Origin of the sequence: Morganella sp. HMSC11D09, from assembly GCF_001807955.1 — a bacterium.
GTDB lineage: Bacteria > Pseudomonadota > Gammaproteobacteria > Enterobacterales > Enterobacteriaceae > Morganella > Morganella morganii.
Genome location: NZ_KV791701.1, coordinates 16,671 through 37,521 on the forward strand (window position 1 = coordinate 16,671; position 20,851 = coordinate 37,521).

Sequence of the window (20,851 nt, forward strand, 5' to 3'; positions counted from 1 at the left end):
CAGAGGTTCGAATCCTCTCGGGTGCACCATTTGAACCCCACGATACTGTCATGGGGTTTTTATTTTGGCAAAAGAAAATGCTAAGATAAAAAATCAGTTCTGAAAAGATGTTTTAAGGTACGCACCCGTAGCTCAGCTGGATAGAGTACCCGGCTACGAACCGGGCGGTCAGAGGTTCGAATCCTCTCGGGTGCACCATATAAAAACCCCGCTCTTTGAGCGGGGTTTTTCTTTTTCCGTTTTTCCCGTCACTGAATCGAATCCGTTTTTACGTCATACTCGTTATCTGAAGTACAGATGCTTCTGAAACTGATCTTAATAACAATGACGTGTAAGAGGGATAATGTATTGTCGCGGCAGTGGTTTCTGCTGTTCCGTTTGTGTGGGGCAGGGTTGAATCACAGCGACAATAACCCAGCTTTGCGATAAAGTATCCCTCTTATGAATAATATCCATTATCAGGACGGGAGGTCGATTTGATCCCGGATGTATCCAAAGCGCTCTCATGGTTAGAGACGCACCCCCGGATTTTAAAAGGCATCAACCGCGGCATTGAGCGCGAAACACTGCGTATCACGCCGGATGGTGCTCTGGCACGTACCGGTCACCCGGAAGGGCTGGGAAAATCATTAACCCATAAGTGGATCACCACGGACTTTGCCGAGTCACTGCTGGAGTTTATTACCCCGGTGGATTCGCGTATTGATTACACCGTGAAATTTCTGCGTGATGTGCATCGCTACACTGCGCGTCATCTGAACAATGAACGGATGTGGCCGCTGAGCATGCCATGCTTCATTGATTCTGAAGAGCATATCGAACTGGCGCAGTTCGGCACATCCAATGCCGGCCGTTTCAAGACGCTGTACCGTGAAGGGCTTAAAAACCGCTATGGCGCGCTGATGCAGACCATTTCCGGTGTCCACTATAACTTCTCTCTGCCGATGGAATTCTGGCAGGCGTGGAGTGGTATCAGTGATGCACAGAGCGGCAAGGATAAAATCTCCGACGGCTACTTCCGCCTGATCCGCAACTATTACCGTTTCGGCTGGGTGATCCCGTATCTGTTCGGTGCGTCTCCGGCGATTTGCAGCTCGTTCCTGCGCGGCCGCAAAACCAATCTGCCGTTTGAAACGCTGCCGAAAGGGGCGTTATACCTGCCGTATGCCACGTCACTGCGTTTAAGTGACCTCGGTTATACCAACAAGTCACAAAGTGATCTGAACATCACCTTCAACCATCTGGACACGTATGTCGCCGGGCTGAAGAATGCCATTCAGATCCCGTCTGAAGAGTTTGCCGCACTGGGATTAACCAAAGACGGAAAACACCTTCAGATTAACGCCAACGTCCTGCAGATCGAAAACGAGTTCTATGCCCCTATCCGGCCGAAGCGTGTGCAGAAAGGTGATGAGTCACCGTCTGACGCCTTACAGCGCGGCGGGGTGGAGTATATCGAAGTCCGTGCCCTGGATATCAACCCGTTCTCTGCTACCGGTGTCGATGAAACACAAATTCGTTTCCTCGACCTGTTCCTTATCTGGTGTGTGCTGGCGGATGCGCCGGAAATGAGCGCGGATGAGCTGGCGTGTGCCCGCCATAACTGGAATCGTGTGATTCTGGAAGGGCGCAAACCGGGACAGGAAATCGGTATCGGCTGCGGCCGTGAAAAACAACCCTTGCAAAAAGTGGGTCACGCACTGTTTAATGATCTCCTGCGTGTTGCCGATGTGTTAGATACCTGCTCAGGCACACAGTATCGCGAAGTGTGCGAAGCACTGAAAGTACAGTTTGATGACCCGGAACTGACGTTCTCGGGGCGGATGCTGGCACTGATAAAAGAAGCGGGTATCGGAAGTTACGGGCTGGCCCTGGCAGATCGGTATCATGAAGAACTGACTCACGAGCCGTATGAAGTGATCAGTGAAGCAGACTTTGCTGAACAATGGCAGGCTTCTGTCGATAAACAAAAAGCGATGGAAGAGAGTGATACGATAAGTTTTGATGAGTATCTGGCGCTGCATGGTGGTCGCTGATTTCTGACAGATAAGAAAATGGCCACAATCAATGTGGCCAAAATAAATCTCTCAGAGAATAGGGATGATAACAATTTGCGCGTCTTTCAATACATCAGACCAGCGTATTCAGAAAAAGTTTCATTCGTTCGGCATTTTTTACAAAAAAAAGAGGAGCGGGAATTATGCCTTTGCTGGATAGTTTTTTAGTTGACCACACACGCATGGCGGCACCTGCGGTACGCGTAGCGAAAACCATGACCACCCCGGGTGGCGATACCATCACTGTTTTCGATCTGCGTTTTTGTGTTCCTAATGAAGAGATTCTGCCGGAAAGAGGAACGCATACACTGGAACACCTGTTTGCCGGTTTTATGCGTAACCATTTAAACGGCAATGGTGTTGAAATCATTGATATCTCGCCGATGGGCTGCCGTACCGGGTTCTATATGAGCCTGATTGGTGCGCCGTCAGAAACCCGTGTTGCACAGGCCTGGAAAGACGCTATGGCGGATATCCTGACTGTCAAAGATCAGGCGAAGATCCCTGAACTGAACCTGTATCAGTGCGGGACGTATAAAATGCATTCACTGGAAGAAGCACATCAGATTGCAAAAAACATCATTGAGCGCGATGTTCGCGTCAACAAAAATGATGAACTGCTGTTATCTGATGATGAGCTGGAAAAACTGCATCCGTAATTTTTCAGCCCCGGATACAAAAAAACCTGCGCGCATTGCTGCCGCAGGTTTTTTTATGTCTTTTATCTTTTTCAGATATCAGCAGCGATATCGGCACCGGCCGGTTTCAGCGGTGACAGTTTTACCGTTTTAATCACATTCTCGCCGATGGCAACCACTTCAAACTGGTAGTTACCGACAGTGACAAGGGTATTGAGTGTCGGGATATCACCGAGTTCTTCCAGCAGAAGGCCATTAATGGTACGGGCACCTTCTTCCGGCAGGGAAAGATTCAGGGCTTTATTGATTTCACGGATATTGGCAGAACCTTCAATCAGCAGCGTGCCGTCAGGCTGACGGGTGACTTCCTCGGCCAGCGATGGTGACATTGAGGTGGTAAAATCACCGACAATTTCTTCCAGGATGTCTTCCACGGAGATAAGCCCCTGAATATCGCCGTACTCATCGACAACTAATCCGACTTTTTCATTATTGCGCTGGAAATTGACCAACTGTAAGTTCAGTGGTGTGCTGTCCGGCACAAAGTAAACTTTATCAGCGGCCTTGATAAGCATTTGCTTGGTGAATTCCTGCTTCTCAATCATCAGCCGGTAAGCTTCACGGACACGCAGCATACCGATGGCATCATCCAGCGAGTCGCGGTAGAGCACTATCCGGCCGTGCGGTGAGTGCGTAAGCTGGCGCAGAATGGATTTCCATTCATCATTGATATCAATCCCGATGATCTCAGTGCGCGGCACCATAATCTCATCCACACTGACTTTATCCAGATCGAGGATGGAGATCAGCATGTCCTGGTTGCGGCGGGACAGTTTACCTTTGGACTCATTAACGATGGTTTTCAGTTCTTCTTTTGATACTGCATCACTGCGGATCACGGTGCCGCGGATACCGATGCAGCGCATCAGAATCAGGGTTATTGCGTTAAATGCCCAGACCAGCGGCAGACAGATTTTTGCCAGCGGACGCAGCAGAAAACTGCTCGGAAAGGCGACCTGCTGCGGATAGAGTGCGGCAATGGTTTTCGGCATCACTTCGGCAAACACGAGGATGACAAAGGTCAGTACCCCGGTGGCGATAGCCACACCGGCGTTACCGTACAGGCGCATACCGACAATCGTCCCCAGTGCGGAGGCGACAATATTCACCAGGTTATTACCGATAAGAATGAGGCTCAGCAGACGATCCGGTTTCTCCAGCAACCGCTCGACACGGCGGGCCGCCCGGTTTCCCTGCTTGGCCTGATGGCGCAGCCGGTAGCGGTTGATTGTCATCATCCCGGTTTCGGATGCGGAAAAGTACGCTGAAATTATCACTAATAAAATAAGAATAATAATCAGCGTACTTGTTGAGACGTGCTCCACAGCGGTGTTCCTTTCTTTTGTGATGAGCGGAAAAGGGCGTTACAGAGACCGGCTGTTATGCATACAGCATCAGTTCCTGAAACAGACGGTGCCCGAAAAATGCCAGTGTGAGAATAAAGGCACCGGCGAAGTTAAACCAGATAACCCGTTTGCCGCGCCAGCCTTCATGATAGTGCCCCCACAGCAGCACGATGTAGACACACCAGGCAACCATCGACAGCAATGATTTATGAATATTATCTTTATCAAAGATGTTATCCATAAACACAATGCCGGTGGCGAGTGTCAGTGTCAGCAGAATCACGCCGACCTGCGTGATATGAAACATTTTACGCTCGATAACCATTAACGGCGGCATATCCGGCGTAAACTTAAGACGTTTGTTTTTCAGCTGATGATCCATCCAGCCGAGCTGCATAGCATACAGTGCCGCAATAATCAGTGTCGCGAAGCTGAGCAGCGCCAGTCCGATATGCACAAACAGCGGCACACTGGCCTGCAGGTGGGTGATAAACTCGCCCGGCATCAGGGTGGCAAGAATCAGGTTGACCATCGAGAAGCTGTAAACAATCGGGATAAGGAACCACGCCCGGCCCTGAAACGCGACAATCGTCATAATGACGGAGACCAGCAGGCTGACCACCGAACCGAGGTTCAGCAGTGTCAGGTTCTGACCAACGCCCTGAAAAATCTGTGATTTAATCGCCACGCCGTGACACACCAGAGCGATAACGGCGAAGATAAGCGCCAGTTTCCGGTAGCCGCGCTGATAGCGGAGCACGCCCGGCATCAGAAGTACCAGGCTTAACAGATATGCGCTAATTGCAACAACAGAGATTTCAGGCATGGTTTTGTGATTATTCAGTCAGTAAGATGAAACAAAATTCATACGCCAGTATACCGCAGCCCGCAGATCACTCCAATGATTACACGATACTTTACGTAAATCGGTTCGCTGATTTGCTGCGGTGCGTGTTATAATCCCGGGTATCTTTTCTATTTTTAGCTCAGTTTTGGCAGAGTCGATGACATGTTTGATAATTTAACTGACAGACTTTCGCGCACCTTGCGCAATATCAGTGGTCGCGGACGACTGACGGAAGACAATATTAAAGAAACGCTGCGCGAAGTGCGCATGGCGCTTCTGGAAGCCGATGTTGCCCTGCCGGTGGTACGGGATTTCATCAACCGCGTCAAAGAGCGTGCTGTCGGCCATGAGGTGAATAAAAGCCTGACGCCGGGGCAGGAGTTCGTCAAAATCGTTCAGGGCGAACTGGTTGCGGCGATGGGCGAGGAAAACAACGCCCTGGATCTCTCCGCCCAGCCGCCGGCTGTGGTGCTGATGGCCGGTCTGCAGGGTGCGGGTAAAACCACCAGTGTGGCGAAGCTCGGTAAACTGCTGAAAGAAAAACACAAGAAAAAGGTACTGGTGGTCTCTGCTGACGTTTACCGTCCGGCGGCGATTAAACAGTTACAGACACTGGCAGAGACAGTGGGAATTGAATTTTTCCCGTCTGATGTGTCAGAAAAACCGATTGATATCGCTAAAAAAGCGCTGAAACATGCGCAGCTGCAATTCTTTGATGTCCTGCTGGTGGATACCGCAGGCCGTCTGCATGTCGATGAAGGCATGATGGGCGAAATCAAAGACCTGCATGCGGCCATTAACCCGGTGGAAACCCTGTTCGTCGTGGATGCCATGACCGGTCAGGATGCGGCAAACACCGCCAAAGCCTTTAACGAAGCCCTACCGCTGACCGGTGTGGTGCTGACTAAAGTTGATGGTGATGCGCGCGGCGGTGCGGCGCTTTCTATCCGTCATATCACCGGTAAACCGATTAAATTCCTGGGGGTAGGGGAAAAAACTGAAGCACTGGAGCCGTTCCATCCGGACCGCGTTGCCTCCCGTATTCTGGGCATGGGCGATGTGCTGTCACTGATTGAAGAGATTGAGAGCAAAGTTGACCGTGATCAGGCGGAAAAACTGGCCTCCAAGCTGAAAAAAGGTGACGGGTTTGACCTCAACGACTTCCTGGAACAGCTTAAGCAGATGCGCAATATGGGCGGTATGGCCGGGATGCTGACCAAACTGCCGGGCATGTCTCAGGTGCCGGACGCGGTGAAATCGCAGATGGATGACAGCGTGCTGACCAAAATGGAAGCGATGATCAATTCCATGACCAAAAAAGAGCGCGTCAAACCGGAAATTATTAAAGGTTCCCGCAAACGCCGTATCGCAGCGGGTTCCGGGACTCAGGTGCAGGATGTCAACCGGCTGCTCAAGCAGTTCGATGATATGCAGCGCATGATGAAAAAGATGAAGAAAGGGGGCCTCGCGAAGATGATGCGGGGCATGAAAGGTATGATGCCGCCGGGTATGATGGGGCGGTAAAACAAAGAAAGTCACAAAGAATAATCACTTTGGATTGATTTTTTCGCCAAAGTGAGTAAACTTTTCGGGCTTTTTCTATGACAACCGGACGCCATTCCTCGATGGGGTCTGGTTGTTTGTCAATTCAATGAGGATGTTATGGTAACAATTCGTTTAGCTCGTGGCGGCGCAAAAAAGCGTCCGTTCTACCAAATCGTCGTAACCGACAGTCGTAATGCACGTGACGGTCGTTTCATCGAACGTATTGGTTTCTTCAACCCTATCGCTGCCGGTAAGGCTGAAACTCTGCGCTTAGATCTGGACCGTGTTGAACACTGGGTTGGTCTGGGTGCAACTGTCTCTGATCGTGTTGCTGTACTGATCAAAGACGCAAAAAAAGCAGCTTAATCTGTCACGGTGGTAACAATCAGCAAGCACACTAATCCGCAAGCCCCTTCTGATCCGATTGTACTCGGCAAACTGGGGTCATCTTACGGTATTAAAGGGTGGCTCAGAGTGTTTTCTTCCACCGAAAATACTGAAAGTATTTTTGATTATCAGCCGTGGTTTATCCAGCGTAACGGGGTGTGGCAACACATCGAACCGGAAGACTGGAAATCCCACAATCAGGATATGATCGTCAAACTCAAAGGGGTTGACGACAGAGATGCGGCAAACGTACTGACTAACGCGGAAATCGTGGTAGACAGTTCGCAGTTACCGGAATTAGACGGCGATGATTACTACTGGAAAGACCTGATGGGCTGCCGTGTAGTGACCACCGGCGGATATGATCTCGGCACCGTAACCGATTTAATGGAAACCGGGTCGAATGATGTTCTGGTGATTAAAGCAAATCTGAAAGATGCCTTCGGCATGAAAGAGCGGTTAGTACCGTTTCTTGACGGGCAGGTTATCAGGAAAGTTGATCTCACTGAAAAACTGATTGAAGTTGAGTGGGATCCCGGTTTTTAAACCTCCGGTGATGGTTTTGTCATTAAGTGGGACACGAAAATGTGGATTGGGGTTATCAGCCTGTTTCCTGAAATGTTCCTCTCAATAACCGGGCATGGTGTAACCGGACGGGCAGTAAAAAACGGCCTGATCAGTGTAGATTGCTGGAACCCGCGTGATTTCACGTATGACCGGCACCACACTGTGGACGATCGGCCCTACGGGGGCGGTCCCGGCATGCTGATGATGGTGGAGCCTCTGCGCAAAGCTATCCATGCAGCAAAAGCTGCCGCAGGTGACAATGCGAAAGTGATTTATCTTTCGCCGCAGGGCCGCAAACTCGATCAACAGGGAGTTTGTGAGCTGGCCGCCAACGAGAAGTTAATTCTGGTGTGCGGCCGGTATGAGGGAGTAGATGAACGCGTTATCCAGACTGAGATTGATGAAGAATGGTCAGTCGGGGATTACGTGCTCAGCGGGGGTGAATTACCGGCGATGGTGCTGATTGATGCGGTATCGCGTTTTGTTCCGGGTGTCCTCGGACATCAGGCATCAGCAAAAGAAGATTCCTTTGCTGACGGTTTACTTGACCACCCACACTATACCCGCCCTGAAGTGTTGGATGGCATGTGTGTTCCGCCGGTTTTACTGTCGGGAAACCATGCAGAAATTGATCGCTGGCGTATGAAACAGTCACTCGGTCGCACCTGGCTCAGAAGACCTGAACTTCTGGAAAGCCTAGCTCTGACTGACGAGCAAAGGATGTTGCTGGCTGAATTCCAGCGGGAATATCAGTCCGGAGCAACAAGTTAATCCAGGTATCCTGCGGGATATCTTTTGAAATATCAGTTTACCTAGGGTAAGAGATTTATTATGAGCAACATTATTAAACAACTTGAACAAGAGCAGATGAAACAAGACGTACCTTCATTCCGTCCGGGTGACACCGTGGAAGTTAAGGTATGGGTCGTTGAAGGTTCTAAAAAACGTCTGCAGGCATTCGAGGGCGTGGTTATCGCTATCCGTAACCGCGGTCTGCACTCTGCATTCACTGTTCGCAAGATTTCTAACGGCGAAGGTGTTGAGCGTGTATTCCAGACTCACTCACCTGTTGTTGACAGCATCAGCGTTAAACGCCGTGGTGCCGCTCGTCGTGCTAAACTGTACTACCTGCGTGAGCGTTCAGGTAAGGCAGCTCGTATTAAAGAGCGTTTGAACGCAAAATAATGCGCAAGCATCCGATATGATAATAAAAGGCCAGCCTCGTGCTGGCCTTTTTTATACGCTATTTTATTTTCCTTTCCTGCCTGTTTTCCGTTCGATTCTCTGTATTGTTTATATGACATTATTTTTATGTTGTAAATATTTATTTACATTATGCCTGCCTTATAAACTACCTTTCTTTCTGTCATTATCTTACACACTATAACCTTAATCCGATCAATTAACTCTATTTTCAATGAATTAGCGTTTATTTGTAAGCGGTGTAGCTGATGGGGGTTATCTGTGCAGAACATCTCATTTTTATTTTGTAATTTAAAATGTACGAAAAATTAAATATTTTACGATTTTGGATTGAATTATTTACAAAGGATGTTATGGTGTTTTCTCAGACACTCAACACGTAATCCATTTTTTGTAAAACTCAGCAGGAAAACACTATGATCATGCAAAAAGACGCACTCAATAACGTTCACATCAGTGATGAAATTGTTTTAATCTCACCGGAAGAACTGAAACAAAAGTACCCATTGAGTCGCAACGACCAGCATGCCATCGCCGGTGCACGTAAGACGATTGCGGATATTGTTCATCACCGCGATCCGCGTTTACTGGTTGTCTGTGGCCCGTGTTCCGTTCATGACACGGATGCAGCGCTGGAGTATGCCCGTCGTCTGAAAGAATTATCTGCTGAGTTGAGTGACAGTCTGTATATCGTGATGCGTGTCTATTTTGAGAAACCGCGGACAACCGTGGGCTGGAAAGGACTTATCAGTGATCCGTTTATGGATGGATCTTTCGAGATGGAAAAAGGTCTGCACATCGCCCGCAAACTGATGGTGGATCTGGTTCAGCTCGGCCTGCCGCTGGCCGGTGAAGCGCTGGATCCGAATAACCCGCAGTACCTCGGGGATCTGTTCAGCTGGTCTGCTATCGGTGCACGTACCACTGAATCACAGACACACCGTGAAATGGCATCCGGTCTGTCCATGCCGGTCGGCTTTAAAAACGGGACTGACGGCAGCCTGAGCACTGCCATCAACGCCATGAAAGCAGCGTCCATGCCACACCGTTTTATGGGGATCAACCAGTCCGGTCAGGTCTGTCTGTTACAGACACAGGGTAACCCGAACGGCCATGTGATCCTGCGCGGCGGAAAACGCCCGAACTACAGTGCGGAAGATATTACGGAATGCGAGGCACAAATGAAGAAAGCCGGTCTCACCCCTTCACTGATGGTAGACTGTAGTCACGGCAACTCGGATAAAGATTTCCGTCGTCAGCCGCTGGTGGTGGATGCCGTGGCAGAACAAATTTGTGCCGGAAATACCTCAATTACCGGTATTATGCTGGAAAGCCATATTAATGAAGGCAATCAGTCATCAGAACAGCCGCGCAGTGCCATGCAGTACGGCGTGTCAGTGACAGACGCCTGCATCAGCTGGGAAACCACTGAAGCAGTTCTGCGTCAGCTGCATCAGCAGATCTCACCGGCGCTGGCAGAGCGTGTGGTTCAGTTACAGCAGGCAGGATAATAAAAACAGGCAGGGTGTATGTCCGGTGCATTAACACATTTACGTGATCAAATTGATGAAGTGGATAAATCGCTGCTGTCACTGCTGGCAAAACGCCTGCAGCTAGTGGCGGAAGTCGGGGAAGTGAAAAGCCAGCACGGCCTGCCGGTCTATGCGCCGGATCGCGAAGCCGCAATGCTGGCATCACGGCGGCAGGAGGCGGAATCACTCGGGGTTCCGCCGGATCTGATAGAGGATTTGCTGCGCCGTATCATGCGGGAGTCCTATTCCCGTGAGAATGATAAAGGGTTTAAAAAGCTCAATGAGCAGGCCCGGCCGATAGTGATTGTCGGTGGTGACGGCAAGATGGGGCAGTTGTTCCGGCGAATGCTGACACTGTCCGGCTACACCGTGCGTATTCTGGACAGCGGCGACTGGGCGGATGCCCCGGAACTGCTGGCAGATGCGGGCATGGTGATTGTCAGTGTGCCTATCCACCTGACCGAACAGGTTATTAAACAATTACCGCCGCTGCCGGAAGATTGCATTCTGGCGGATCTTGCGTCGGTCAAAGCGGGGCCGTTACAGGCGATGCTGGCAGTACACAACGGGCCGGTGCTCGGGTTGCACCCGATGTTCGGGCCGGATGTCGGCAGTTTTGCCAAGCAGGTGGTGGCCTTTTGTGACGGACGTTTCCCGGAACGGTATCAGTGGTTCCTTGAACAGATTACGGTCTGGGGTGCGCATTTACAGGGTATTATGGCGCAGGAGCATGATCGCAATATGCGCTATATTCAGGCGCTGCGTCACTTCACTACCTTTGCTTACGGGCGGTATCTGGCAAAAGAAAATGTCGATCTCGCGCAGCTGCTGTCATTGTCCTCACCGATTTACCGGCTGGAACTGGTCATGATTGGTCGTCTGTTTGCCCAGGATCCGCAGCTTTATGCCGATATCATTATGGCTTCGGAAGATAACCTGGATGTGATAGAGGATTATCACCGTGAGTTCGGTGAAGCCATGTCACTGCTGGAAAGCCGGGATAAAGCAGAGTTTATTTCGCAGTTCTCCGCCGTCAGTGACTGGTTTGGTGAGCACGCACAGCGCTTTATGAAAGAGAGTCAGGGATTACTGCAACAGGCTAGCGACAGCCGCCGCTGATAAATATGAAGGTGCTGATATTTTCAGCACCTTCATACATTGCCGGTTATTTCACACCATTTCCCGAAGGGTAGAAGGTTTTTGGTACTGCCTGATGAGATACCTTTTTCATAATGACAGCTCGCGGATCCCATGCATGTTTGAGTTTGGATTCAATATTAAATTCTTTGTTATGAATATAGTTATAACCGGCAGTAATTGTTTGCTGATTGGAGTAAGCAATGACCGGACGACCTGTCACATCAGCAAGGTCTTGCGCAGCCTGACGTTTTGCAAAACAACTAACTAAATGGATAGGACCGTTATTCCTGAGTAGATCAACTGAGCCTCCGGATTTTTTATTTATGTAAGCCACCAGTTCTTGTGCATTCAGACATTGTGCTTCACTCAGATCCGTTTTTAGCTGAACTTGCCCGTTTATTTTAACCAGCCTGTTATTTTCTATAACGGCGGCAGCCTTACCACCAACCTGTATGAGTCCGTCTTTCCAGTGTCCATGCAGCAGAATGGCATCTTCTTTATTGCCACGGAAGTTATTGCAGTAACCCCGGAACGTGATGCTTTGATCCTGATTCACATCCTCATCAAGACATAGGTTAACCTGCTTAAATGTGGGTTCAGCTGGTTTATGGCTGGTCATTTTAATATCAGAAACAGAATGTAATGAAGCAAACAGGTTTTTAACTGCTGATTTTACAGATGATTCAATCACATGAAATTTAGCTGATAAGATTTCTGATGATATGTGCATAATTTATTTTCCGCTGATTTATATCGTTAATATATGTTCAGCGAAAAATAGCACCAGACCATGCAGATCACTTTCAAATAATGAGCTGACTAGCTATGCCGGGTAAAATAAAGATGAGATGAAGAAAAGAGAAGCAGCCATCTGCATAACAGATGGCTGAAGGAGGTATTATGCGCGATCAACCGGGAAGGCGATCACATCACTGATCCGCTCTGCACCCAGTGCGAGCATAATCAGGCGGTCAATCCCCAGTGCCACACCGGCACATTCTGGGAATCCGTGTTCAAGTGCTGCCAGCAGATTTTCATCAATCGGCTGCTCCGGCAGACCCATACTTGCCCGTTTGCGGTTATCGCGTTCAAATCGCTGACGCTGCTCTGCGGCATCAGTCAGTTCACGGAAGCCGTTTGCCAGTTCAACCCCTTTGTAATACACCTCAAAGCGCTCGGCCACGCGGTGATCTTCAGAGCTGATCTCCGCCAGTGAGGCCTGGCTTGCCGGGAAGTGATAAATAAAGGTCGGTTTTTCCAGCCCGATATGCGGCTCCACACCCACCATAAACAGCAACTGCAAAATAGTATCGCGATCTTCCTCAGTATCGGCAATATTGCTGACATCCAGTTTGGCCGCAACTTCACGCAGTTTGTCTTTCTCGGCGGTCAGCGGATCGATATCCAGGTAGCGCAGGAAAGCCTGCTGATAGGATAACGATTCTGCACTTTCACACTCTAAGGTTTGCTGTAATAAATCATCAACCTCATTTATCAGACGGTACATATCATAATGAGGACGATACCATTCGAGCATGGTGAACTCCGGATTATGATAGCGTCCGGCTTCCTCGTTACGATAACTGCGGCCCATCTGATAAATAGGGCCGCTGCCCGCTGCCAGTAACCGTTTCATGTGGTATTCCGGGCTGGTCATCAGATAAAGCGTTATTCCCTGTGCGGCTCCGGGGCCGGTAAACTGAGTTTCAAAGGCGCGCAGATGGACATCGGTGACGGTCGCCTGACTCATGGTCGGCGTTTCGACTTCTAATACACCTCTGTCTGCAAAAAAATGTCTGATTTCATTAACAATTTTTGCGCGTTTTAATAGATTGGCTATCGGGGCAGTCGGCTGCCAGCCCGCAATATCACTCATGCCGTAAGAACTCCGAATAAAAATAAAGGGTGCAGTTTACCCGCAACCTCTGATGGTGACAAACAGATATGCAGAACATGCTACGTGTAAAACCGTACTCTGAACAGGCGTATTGTGCGGTGGCGGGGCGCGGCAGCACCCCGGGCAGGTATAATCAGCCGATTAAGGCAGGCGGGACATGTTCCCCCGGATAACTGCCGAGCACCTTCACTGAACGGGCGATTGCCTGTAACGCTTTGAGCGCCTGCTGCATCGGTACTGAGCGCAGATTGGCATGCACATCAATATAAAACATCTCTTCCCACGGCGTGCCGTGAATAGGGCGGGATTCCAGTTTGCTCATTACAATGTCATGCTCTTTCAGGATAATCAGGGCATCGACCAGCGCACCGGCCTGTTGCCCGGTCGCCATCAGCAGCGTGGTTTTCGCCGGTACCTGCTCTGACACATCAATCGGCTGGCGGGCAATGACAATAAAGCGCGTCATATTGGTCTGCTGATTGGCAAGATTCTGTGCGATCGCCTGTAACCCGTACAGTGCGCCGCCGGCCTCGCTGCCGAGAGCTGCAACATCTGTCCGGTTGAGGGAGGCAACTTTTTCCATCGCCGCCGCGGTACTTTCGCAGTATTCAATTTTGCGATCCGGGAATTGGCTGAGATACTGGCTGCACTGCTCAAACGGCTGCGGATGGCTGTAAAGGGTGGTGATCCCGGCAATATCCGCGCCCGGAATGGTCAGCAGACAGTGATTCACCGGCAGGCGCAACTCGCCGACAATGGAAAGCGGGGTGGTCTGCAGTAAATCATAGACATCATTGATGGCGCCGGAACTGGTATTTTCCAGCGGCAGCATCCCGTAATCGGCCTGACCGTTTTCAACCAGCTCAAAAATATCGCGGAATTTACTGCAGCTGAACTCGGTCATATGATCGAAATGACGGGCGGAATACTGGCGGGCGGCCACATGTGAATAAGACCCTCTCGGGCCGAGGAAGGCTATCCGTGCACTGTTATCCGGTGTCTGGTTCAGGTGTTTTTGCAGAATCGCCTGCTGGGTCAGGACGGAATCTTCAATAATCAGCTGGAACAGGCGGGTGATATAAAATCCGTCCAGTCCGTGCGGCTTGCCTTTGTTTATCAGCACATCCAGCAGTTCACGCTCGCGGTTCTTATCGCGGATGGGGCGGTTATCCTGTAATTTTGTCTGTGCGACAGCCACGGCGAGCTGCCGCCGCTTTGCCAGCAGATCCAGCAATTGTGCATCCAGCTGGCTGATTTGTTCCCGTATAGCTAAAAGATCGTTCATATGTTGTCCTCAGACCCTGTTTCCCGGCGATAAAAAAAGCCTCCGCGGCGGGAGGCTTTTCTGTGCGTCTTCGTTTTCTTTCTCACACGACAAAAAGCCTCATTAACAGAAGCGAAAAAAGAAAAAGAAGAAGCGGATACGGGGATACATAGTCAGTGCGTTGTCCGTTGTGTCATCAGATGATAGTTAATAGACCTGATGCAACCCGTTGTGTCAACCAAAAAAAACGCGCCCGGAGGGCGCGCAGAGACAAAACTCAATTTATTATATTTTTTATTCTGCGGATTCTTCATCAGACACAAGGTTGGCTTCTTTAACACTGTTATCCGCGCGGCGCGCTTCACCTTTGTGCTGTGCTTTATTCAGCTGCCGTTCCAGTTTCGCCAGTAACTCATTGATGGCGGCGTACATATCAGCGTGTTTGGCGCTGGCAACTAAATTTCCATTCGGTGTGCTGATGGTGGCATCAACCACAAATCCCTGCGGATCTTTCGCGAGGATAATGTGCGGGTTAATTAAAGGAACCTGCCACTTACTCAGCTTATCGAGACGGTTTTCAACATGCTCCCGGATTGCCGGGGTGATCTCCATTTGCTTACTGGTGATATTCACATTCATAGTGACCTCTCTTTGTTACATCCGTCTTGTTGATACTCAGAATACGTTGATGGCGGCAAGAAAAAATTGATCGCCGTCACTAATATTTTTTAGTTTTTTCAAAAGGTTATAATTTTGTGACTCAGGCTGAGAATACAGAGGATACAACTTGCGGGAAGGGACTGAATCGTGCATTATTGATAAGTTGGCTGACCGCATATTCTCAGAGACGAGAAGGCTGTCGGCCATTTTTTATGTAGTCACATAATGATAAGACAATAAAAAAGCCATCCGGAGATGGCCTTTTCAATCAGATGAGTAAAACAGAACTCAGTCGCGCGGGTTGGCGGCAATCAGCTGTGCCACTTTTCCGGCTTCCGCCGTTAATCCCAGTTCGTTATAGGCATTTTCCATCAGCGGCAGCGCCTGACGTGTCGCCAGTGTGTCCGGATAATCACGCAGCATTAATTCAGCACGATTAATCACCGCGACATATGCACCGCGTTTCGTGTAGAATTTCACAACGGCCAGTTCAAAGGCCGCAAGGCGATCTTTGAGGAATACCAGACGTTTTGCGGAATCTGTTGCATAGATACTGGTCGGATAATAACGCAGTAACTGGCTGAAATCCTGGAACGCCACACGCGCGTTCTGCGGGTCACGGTCTGCACGATCGATACCAAAGAAACTCTGCAGCATGTTATCATCGAGCGCCTGAGCGGTCAGACCGCGCATGTACAGGACGTAATCGATGTTCGGATGTGTCGGGTTCAGACGCATGAAACGGTCGATTGAGGCCAGTGCCATCTGTAAATCACCTGCTTTATAGTAGGCGTAAATCAGATCCAGCTGAACCTGCTGCGAATACGGGCCGAAAGGAAAACGGTTATCGAGGGTCTCAAGCTGCGTGATGGCCCCTTTATAGTTACCGTCCTGTAATTTTTCCTGGCCGACAGTATACAGCTCTGACGGTGAGGCATCCGGGAGAATTTCCTTGTTTCCGGAACAGCCGGACAACATGAGGCTTAGCGTGGCGGCGGCCACGAGATATTTCATACGTATCATCACGTGTTGATTATCCTCTGAATATTTTTTAGGGAGCACTCCGTACAGCTCCCGCTGGCGATCACGATACAATACCACATAGTTTAAATGAAACGGTGTTACCGTTCAAAATATAACTTTCTGAAACAGAGACAAACATGGCTCAAGAAATACAACTTACCGCAACTATTAATGAATCACAGCTCGGTCAGCGTTTAGATCAGGCTTTGGCGGAATTGTTCCCTGATTATTCACGATCACGTATAAAAGAGTGGATCTTAGATGACAGGGTTCAGGTTAACGGCCGTCTTGTCAACAAACCAAAAGAAAAAATGCTGGGCGGGGAACAGATCAGTATTGATGCACTGATTGATGAGGACATGCGTTTTGAACCGCAAAACCTGCCGCTCAATATCGTTTATGAAGATGATGATATCCTGGTGATTAATAAACCGCGTGATTTTGTGGTGCACCCGGGAGCAGGTAATCCGGACGGTACTGTCCTGAACGCGCTGCTGTATCATTATCCTGATATTGCCGATGTGCCGCGTGCGGGTATCGTTCACCGCCTGGATAAAGATACCACCGGGCTGATGGTGGTGGCGAAAACTGTACCTGCCCAGACACGGCTGGTGGAATCACTGCAACTGCGCGAAATCACCCGTGAATATGAAGCGGTGGCCAATGGCCGTATGACAGCGGGCGGCAAAGTGGAAGAACCGATTTCCCGCCACCCGACCAAACGTACTCATATGGCCGTTAACCCGATGGGTAAACCGGCGGTGACACATTACCGTGTGATGGAGCATTTCCGTGCTCACACCCGTCTGCGTCTGCGTCTGGAAACCGGCCGTACTCACCAGATCCGTGTGCATATGGCACATATCAATCATCCGTTGGTGGGTGATCAGCTCTACGGCGGTCGTCCGCGCCCGCTGAAAGGGGCAAGTGATGAATTCCGCGATGCACTGCGTGAATTTGACCGCCAGGCTCTGCATGCCACCATGCTGCGTCTTTACCATCCGATCACCGGGATTCAGATGGAGTGGCACGCGCCGATTCCGGATGATATGGTGAAACTGATTGAAGTTCTCAAAGCTGATGCACAAGAGCATCAGGATGATATGGACTGGTAAGGAGTCACCATGACCGCACTGATTACCCCGCAATGGCCGCTGCCCGCAGGTGTGAGAGCCTGCAGTTCATTACGTACAGGCGGTGTCAGTCAGCCGCCGTTTGACAGCCTCAATCTGGGGCTGCATACCGGTGATTCCCCGGAGGATGTCGCCCGTAACCGGGCGATTCTGGCAGAGGCGGCCGGGTTTCCGGACACGCCGCTGTGGCTGAATCAGGTACACGGAACGGATGTTGCCATTCTGGATGACAACACACCGCGCGGCCCGCAGGCCGATGCGGTGTATACCCGCACCCCGGGGAAGGTCTGTGCGATCATGACGGCGGATTGCCTGCCGGTACTGTTCTGTTCCCGTGACGGGCGCGAAGTGGCCGGTGCTCACGCCGGCTGGCGCAGTTTATGTGGTGGCGTGCTGGAAAATACGGTCTCCTGCTTTACGGCTGCGCCGTCAGACATTATTGCCTGGCTGGGGCCGGCCATCGGCCCGCAGAAATTTGAGGTCGGCGCTGAAGTGCGGGAGGCGTTTATGGCGCACGCGGCAGAAGCAGCTTCAGCATTTATTCCGCATGGTGATAAATATCTGGCGGATATTTATCAGCTGGCCCGTCAGCGGCTGGCAGCAGCCGGTGTGACCGCTGTTTCCGGCGGCACCGAATGCACCGTGACAGATTCTGCCCGCTTCTTTTCTTACCGCCGTGATGCCCGTACCGGACGGATGGCGTCATTTATCTGGATCACCCCGCCGCAAAAGTCATAACCTTCAGGATTACGCATAATATTTAATATTTTTTCAAAATCTGGCTTGAATATTTGACAAAAGTCCTCATTTAGTACTTAGCTAAAATTCAAAGCCATTTTTTGGAGGTGTTATGCGTTTGGATCGTTTCACGAATAAATTCCAGCAAGCGCTCGCCGACGCCCAGTCTCTTGCAGTCGGGCACAGCAATCAGTTTATTGAACCCGTGCATTTACTGTCAGCATTTCTGCATCAGGAAGGCGGGTCGGTGCGTCCGTTACTGGCATCAGCCGGGGCGGATATTGCGCAGCTTAATCAGAAGATTGATGACACCATCAGTCGTTTACCGCAGGTGGAAGGTTCCGCCGGGGATGTGCAACCCTCTCAGGATTTAATCCGTCACCTGAATATATGTGACCAGATTGCACAAAAACAAAATGATGCTTACATCGCATCCGAAATTTTTGTTCTGGCTGTATTAGAGAGCAACAGCTCATTAGCAGATGTATTAAAAGCAGCCGGAATTAATAAACAAACACTTAAGAAGGCTATAGACACTATGCGTGGTGGTGAGAATGTGAATGACCAGGGCGCGGAAGATCAACGCCAGGCCCTGAAGAAATATACGATTGATTTAACTGAGCGCGCCGAATCCGGCAAACTCGACCCGGTTATCGGCCGTGATGAAGAGATCCGCCGGACTATCCAGGTCTTACAGCGCAGAACCAAAAACAACCCGGTACTGATCGGGGAGCCCGGGGTGGGTAAAACCGCCATCGTGGAAGGACTGGCGCAGCGTATCGTCAACGGCGAAGTCCCGGAAGGACTGAAAAATAAACGCGTGCTGTCTCTGGATCTCGGTGCGCTGCTGGCTGGTGCCAAATACCGCGGTGATTTCGAGGAGCGTCTGAAAGCCGTTCTGAATGAATTATCCAAAGAAGAAGGCAGTGTCATCCTCTTTATTGATGAGCTGCATACCATGGTCGGCGCAGGTAAAGCGGATGGCGCAATGGACGCCGGGAACATGCTGAAACCGGCACTGGCCCGTGGTGAACTGCACTGTGTGGGCGCAACCACACTGGATGAATACCGCCAGTATATAGAGAAAGATGCGGCATTAGAGCGCCGTTTCCAGAAAGTCTATGTGGCAGAGCCGACAGTGGAAGACACCATTGCGATTCTGCGTGGTCTGAAAGAGCGGTATGAGCTGCATCACCATGTGCAGATAACTGACCCGGCGATTGTCGCGGCGGCAACGTTATCTCACCGCTATATCACGGATCGTATGTTACCGGATAAAGCGATTGACCTGATTGATGAAGCAGGTGCAAGTCTGCGTATGCAGATGGATTCCAAACCGGAATCCCTCGACAGACTGGATCGCCGTATCATTCAGTTAAAACTGGAACAGCAGGCACTGAAAAAAGAGTCTGATGATGCCAGTAAAAAACGGCTTGATATGCTGGAGCAGGAACTGACCGAGAAAGAGCGCGAGTATGCGTCTCTGGAAGAAGAGTGGAAAGCGGAGAAAGCAACGCTGTCCGGTACCCAGCACATCAAAGCAGAACTGGAGCAGGCAAAAACGGCACTGGAGCAGGCACGCCGTACCGGTGATCTGACCAAAATGTCAGAATTACAGTACGGTAAAATTCCGGAGCTGGAAAAACAGCTGGCAGCAGCCAATGCGGCAGAAGATAAAGAGATGAAACTGCTGCGTAATAAAGTCACTGATGTGGAAATCGCTGAGATCCTGGCGCGCTGGACCGGTATTCCGGTATCCCGCATGCTGGAAGGCGAGCGTGAAAAACTGCTGCGCATGGAGCAGGTGATGCACAGCCGTGTGATCGGCCAGGATGAAGCGGTTGACGCGGTAGCCAATGCTATCCGCCGCAGCCGTGCCGGATTATCTGATCCGAACCGTCCGATTGGTTCGTTCCTGTTCCTCGGACCGACCGGGGTGGGTAAAACCGAGCTGTGTAAAGCGCTGGCTGATTTCCTGTTCGACAGCGATGACGCGATGGTGCGTATCGATATGTCCGAGTTTATGGAAAAACACTCTGTGGCACGGCTTATCGGGGCACCTCCGGGATATGTCGGGTATGAAGAGGGCGGTTATCTGACCGAAGCGGTCCGCCGTCGTCCTTATTCCGTCATTCTGCTGGATGAAGTGGAAAAAGCGCATCCGGATGTCTTCAACATCTTATTACAGGTGCTGGATGACGGACGGCTGACTGACGGGCAGGGTCGCACCGTGGACTTCCGTAACACGGTCGTGATTATGACCTCTAACCTGGGGTCTGACCGGATTCAGGAACACTTTGGTGAACTGAATTACGATGCAATGAAAGGCGCGGTCATGGAAGTGGTTTCTCATCACTTCAGACCGGAATTCATCAACCGTATTGATGAAGTGGTGGTATTCCATCCGCTGGCGAAAGAGCAGATCCACGCGATTGCGAAAATTCAGCTCAAACGCCTGTACAAACGTCTGGAAGAGCACGGCTATCAGGTCACGATTACTGACAGTGCGCTGGATAAACTGGCAGAAGCCGGATTCGACCCGGTATTCGGGGCACGTCCGCTGAAACGGGCTATTCAGCAGGAGATCGAAAACCCGATGGCGCAGGCGATGCTGTCCGGCAAACTGATTCCGGGCAAAATGATCACTCTGGATTTAACCGATGGTGTGATCACCGCGAAACAGTAATAACAGAAGAAAACAAAACAGAGGGGCGCGAAAGCGCCCCTTTTTTGTGCATAATGCACAGGAAATCAGCGATACCTTGTATGTTTGCCCGGTTTTTGAGCAAACAGAAAAAAAGTTGAAATAAACAC

19 protein-coding genes, 1 tRNA gene and 1 other annotated feature are annotated in these 20,851 nt (G+C 50.4%); of the genes, 13 read left to right on the top strand and 7 right to left on the bottom strand.

Annotation, left to right across the window (positions count from 1 at the left end):
• Window positions 1-121: 121 nt before the first annotated feature.
• The 3 genes from HMPREF3119_RS14190 (at window position 122) to luxS (ending at window position 2,716) form a co-directional block, all read left to right on the top strand.
• Window positions 122-198, top strand: a tRNA-Arg gene (locus HMPREF3119_RS14190).
• 278 nt (window positions 199-476) lie between these two features.
• Window positions 477-2,036 carry a glutamate--cysteine ligase gene (gene gshA / locus HMPREF3119_RS14195; protein WP_004237872.1) on the top strand — a complete coding sequence of 520 codons (1,560 nt, stop codon included), beginning with the start codon at window positions 477-479 and terminating at the stop codon, window positions 2,034-2,036.
• A 164-nt stretch (window positions 2,037-2,200) separates the two neighbouring features.
• Window positions 2,201-2,716 (top strand): S-ribosylhomocysteine lyase, encoded by a 516-nt coding sequence (gene luxS, locus HMPREF3119_RS14200; protein ID WP_004238743.1) that lies wholly within the window; start codon window positions 2,201-2,203, stop codon window positions 2,714-2,716.
• A gap of 71 nt (window positions 2,717-2,787) precedes the next feature.
• Here luxS and HMPREF3119_RS14205 read toward each other — a convergent pair whose 3' ends face one another.
• Entirely contained in the window at window positions 2,788-4,080 is a 1,293-nt protein-coding gene (locus HMPREF3119_RS14205; protein ID WP_004238742.1) for a CNNM domain-containing protein, read from the bottom strand.
• 55 nt (window positions 4,081-4,135) lie between these two features.
• The gene (locus HMPREF3119_RS14210; RefSeq protein ID WP_004238740.1) at window positions 4,136-4,927 is read right to left on the bottom strand and encodes a cytochrome C assembly family protein; all 792 of its coding nucleotides are present in this window, start codon (window positions 4,925-4,927) and stop codon (window positions 4,136-4,138) included.
• A gap of 183 nt (window positions 4,928-5,110) precedes the next feature.
• On the opposite strand from HMPREF3119_RS14210, the gene ffh reads away from it, so the two are divergent.
• The 7 genes from ffh (at window position 5,111) to tyrA (ending at window position 11,301) form a co-directional block, all read left to right on the top strand.
• Window positions 5,111-6,472: a signal recognition particle protein gene (gene ffh / locus HMPREF3119_RS14215; RefSeq protein ID WP_004237877.1), complete on the top strand. Its 1,362-nt coding sequence runs from the start codon at window positions 5,111-5,113 to the stop codon at window positions 6,470-6,472.
• A 138-nt stretch (window positions 6,473-6,610) separates the two neighbouring features.
• On the top strand, window positions 6,611-6,859 hold the full coding sequence (rpsP, locus tag HMPREF3119_RS14220; RefSeq protein WP_004237878.1) for a 30S ribosomal protein S16: 249 nt from the start codon (window positions 6,611-6,613) through the stop codon (window positions 6,857-6,859).
• Between the two features lie 18 nt (window positions 6,860-6,877).
• Window positions 6,878-7,426: a ribosome maturation factor RimM gene (gene rimM / locus HMPREF3119_RS14225; RefSeq protein ID WP_004237879.1), complete on the top strand. Its 549-nt coding sequence runs from the start codon at window positions 6,878-6,880 to the stop codon at window positions 7,424-7,426.
• 39 nt (window positions 7,427-7,465) lie between these two features.
• Window positions 7,466-8,218 (top strand): tRNA (guanosine(37)-N1)-methyltransferase TrmD, encoded by a 753-nt coding sequence (gene trmD / locus HMPREF3119_RS14230; protein WP_004237880.1) that lies wholly within the window; start codon window positions 7,466-7,468, stop codon window positions 8,216-8,218.
• Between the two features lie 60 nt (window positions 8,219-8,278).
• Entirely contained in the window at window positions 8,279-8,632 is a 354-nt protein-coding gene (gene rplS / locus HMPREF3119_RS14235) for a 50S ribosomal protein L19 (RefSeq protein ID WP_070580080.1), read from the top strand.
• A gap of 434 nt (window positions 8,633-9,066) precedes the next feature.
• Complete coding sequence (locus tag HMPREF3119_RS14240) at window positions 9,067-10,161, top strand: 3-deoxy-7-phosphoheptulonate synthase (protein WP_004237882.1); 1,095 nt, start codon at window positions 9,067-9,069, stop codon at window positions 10,159-10,161.
• Between the two features lie 18 nt (window positions 10,162-10,179).
• Window positions 10,180-11,301, top strand: coding sequence for a bifunctional chorismate mutase/prephenate dehydrogenase (gene tyrA / locus HMPREF3119_RS14245; protein WP_036418782.1), 1,122 nt, complete (start codon window positions 10,180-10,182; stop codon window positions 11,299-11,301).
• Window positions 11,302-11,347: 46 nt separating this feature from the next.
• Here tyrA and HMPREF3119_RS14250 read toward each other — a convergent pair whose 3' ends face one another.
• The 5 genes from HMPREF3119_RS14250 to bamD form a co-directional block, all read right to left on the bottom strand.
• The gene (locus HMPREF3119_RS14250; protein ID WP_004237884.1) at window positions 11,348-12,052 is read right to left on the bottom strand and encodes a hypothetical protein; all 705 of its coding nucleotides are present in this window, start codon (window positions 12,050-12,052) and stop codon (window positions 11,348-11,350) included.
• Between the two features lie 168 nt (window positions 12,053-12,220).
• Entirely contained in the window at window positions 12,221-13,198 is a 978-nt protein-coding gene (gene epmA, locus HMPREF3119_RS14255) for an elongation factor P--(R)-beta-lysine ligase (RefSeq protein ID WP_036409747.1), read from the bottom strand.
• A gap of 154 nt (window positions 13,199-13,352) precedes the next feature.
• Window positions 13,353-14,504, bottom strand: coding sequence for a bifunctional chorismate mutase/prephenate dehydratase (gene pheA / locus HMPREF3119_RS14260; RefSeq protein ID WP_004237886.1), 1,152 nt, complete (start codon window positions 14,502-14,504; stop codon window positions 13,353-13,355).
• A 29-nt stretch (window positions 14,505-14,533) separates the two neighbouring features.
• Window positions 14,534-14,655: a sequence feature (Phe leader region), on the bottom strand.
• A 122-nt stretch (window positions 14,656-14,777) separates the two neighbouring features.
• Window positions 14,778-15,122 (bottom strand): ribosome-associated translation inhibitor RaiA, encoded by a 345-nt coding sequence (raiA, locus tag HMPREF3119_RS14265; protein ID WP_004237887.1) that lies wholly within the window; start codon window positions 15,120-15,122, stop codon window positions 14,778-14,780.
• Between the two features lie 309 nt (window positions 15,123-15,431).
• The gene (gene bamD, locus HMPREF3119_RS14270) at window positions 15,432-16,157 is read right to left on the bottom strand and encodes an outer membrane protein assembly factor BamD (RefSeq protein ID WP_175547178.1); all 726 of its coding nucleotides are present in this window, start codon (window positions 16,155-16,157) and stop codon (window positions 15,432-15,434) included.
• Window positions 16,158-16,303: 146 nt separating this feature from the next.
• Between bamD and rluD the strand changes: the two genes are divergently transcribed.
• The 3 genes from rluD (at window position 16,304) to clpB (ending at window position 20,723) form a co-directional block, all read left to right on the top strand.
• Window positions 16,304-17,281: a 23S rRNA pseudouridine(1911/1915/1917) synthase RluD gene (rluD, locus tag HMPREF3119_RS14275; protein WP_004237889.1), complete on the top strand. Its 978-nt coding sequence runs from the start codon at window positions 16,304-16,306 to the stop codon at window positions 17,279-17,281.
• 9 nt (window positions 17,282-17,290) lie between these two features.
• On the top strand, window positions 17,291-18,037 hold the full coding sequence (gene yfiH, locus HMPREF3119_RS14280) for a purine nucleoside phosphorylase YfiH (protein ID WP_004237890.1): 747 nt from the start codon (window positions 17,291-17,293) through the stop codon (window positions 18,035-18,037).
• Window positions 18,038-18,149: 112 nt separating this feature from the next.
• The gene (gene clpB, locus HMPREF3119_RS14285; protein WP_032097900.1) at window positions 18,150-20,723 is read left to right on the top strand and encodes an ATP-dependent chaperone ClpB; all 2,574 of its coding nucleotides are present in this window, start codon (window positions 18,150-18,152) and stop codon (window positions 20,721-20,723) included.
• The last annotated feature ends 128 nt before the right edge of the window (window positions 20,724-20,851 follow it).

What these genes read in the sequence shown, in the direction of transcription:
- raiA (WP_004237887.1), bottom strand. Translation starts at nt 15,122, where the DNA reads ATGAATGTGAATATCACCAGTAAGCAAATGGAGATCACCCCGGCAATC.
- rluD (WP_004237889.1), top strand. Translation starts at nt 16,304, where the DNA reads ATGGCTCAAGAAATACAACTTACCGCAACTATTAATGAATCACAGCTC.
- tyrA (WP_036418782.1), top strand. Translation starts at nt 10,180, where the DNA reads ATGTCCGGTGCATTAACACATTTACGTGATCAAATTGATGAAGTGGAT.
- clpB (WP_032097900.1), top strand. Translation starts at nt 18,150, where the DNA reads ATGCGTTTGGATCGTTTCACGAATAAATTCCAGCAAGCGCTCGCCGAC.
- HMPREF3119_RS14210 (WP_004238740.1), bottom strand. Translation starts at nt 4,927, where the DNA reads ATGCCTGAAATCTCTGTTGTTGCAATTAGCGCATATCTGTTAAGCCTG.
- pheA (WP_004237886.1), bottom strand. Translation starts at nt 14,504, where the DNA reads ATGAACGATCTTTTAGCTATACGGGAACAAATCAGCCAGCTGGATGCA.
- bamD (WP_175547178.1), bottom strand. Translation starts at nt 16,157, where the DNA reads ATGAAATATCTCGTGGCCGCCGCCACGCTAAGCCTCATGTTGTCCGGC.
- HMPREF3119_RS14240 (WP_004237882.1), top strand. Translation starts at nt 9,067, where the DNA reads ATGATCATGCAAAAAGACGCACTCAATAACGTTCACATCAGTGATGAA.
- yfiH (WP_004237890.1), top strand. Translation starts at nt 17,291, where the DNA reads ATGACCGCACTGATTACCCCGCAATGGCCGCTGCCCGCAGGTGTGAGA.
- ffh (WP_004237877.1), top strand. Translation starts at nt 5,111, where the DNA reads ATGTTTGATAATTTAACTGACAGACTTTCGCGCACCTTGCGCAATATC.
- HMPREF3119_RS14250 (WP_004237884.1), bottom strand. Translation starts at nt 12,052, where the DNA reads ATGCACATATCATCAGAAATCTTATCAGCTAAATTTCATGTGATTGAA.
- rpsP (WP_004237878.1), top strand. Translation starts at nt 6,611, where the DNA reads ATGGTAACAATTCGTTTAGCTCGTGGCGGCGCAAAAAAGCGTCCGTTC.
- trmD (WP_004237880.1), top strand. Translation starts at nt 7,466, where the DNA reads ATGTGGATTGGGGTTATCAGCCTGTTTCCTGAAATGTTCCTCTCAATA.
- rplS (WP_070580080.1), top strand. Translation starts at nt 8,279, where the DNA reads ATGAGCAACATTATTAAACAACTTGAACAAGAGCAGATGAAACAAGAC.
- luxS (WP_004238743.1), top strand. Translation starts at nt 2,201, where the DNA reads ATGCCTTTGCTGGATAGTTTTTTAGTTGACCACACACGCATGGCGGCA.
- epmA (WP_036409747.1), bottom strand. Translation starts at nt 13,198, where the DNA reads ATGAGTGATATTGCGGGCTGGCAGCCGACTGCCCCGATAGCCAATCTA.